Here is a 309-nt window from a genome sequence, read left to right on the forward strand (position 1 = left end):
ATTCCCAGCCATGTATTTGGTAAATTTACAAGTGTTGGAAAACCATCTGAACCAAACGCCCAAGTATGATCAAAATCCCAAGTGCTATCAAAATTATCTTCATCCTGCAGCTGTGAAGTAGTTAGTCCTTTTGCAGTAAAGGTATAATTTAATTTACTGGTGCTGTTATAACCATCTGATTCATTATCTAAATTCCAATAACAAAATGAGTTGGCGGCTGTTGAAGCTCTAATAATTCCTGCAAAACCACCTGGATTATATGGGGATTGAGTAGTAGTAACTGGACTATTTGTATAAGACCTATAATAG

At 35.6% G+C, this 309-nt stretch carries 1 protein-coding gene; it reads right to left on the reverse strand.

Features of this window, described 5'->3' with window-relative positions:
* Positions 1-309, reverse strand: a 309-nt coding sequence (locus IU405_RS00485; RefSeq protein ID WP_197436697.1) for a hypothetical protein, incomplete at both ends; no start/stop codon positions are given.

The sequence above is a fragment of the Polaribacter sp. BAL334 genome (assembly GCF_015767435.1).
Taxonomy (GTDB): Bacteria; Bacteroidota; Bacteroidia; order Flavobacteriales; family Flavobacteriaceae; genus Polaribacter.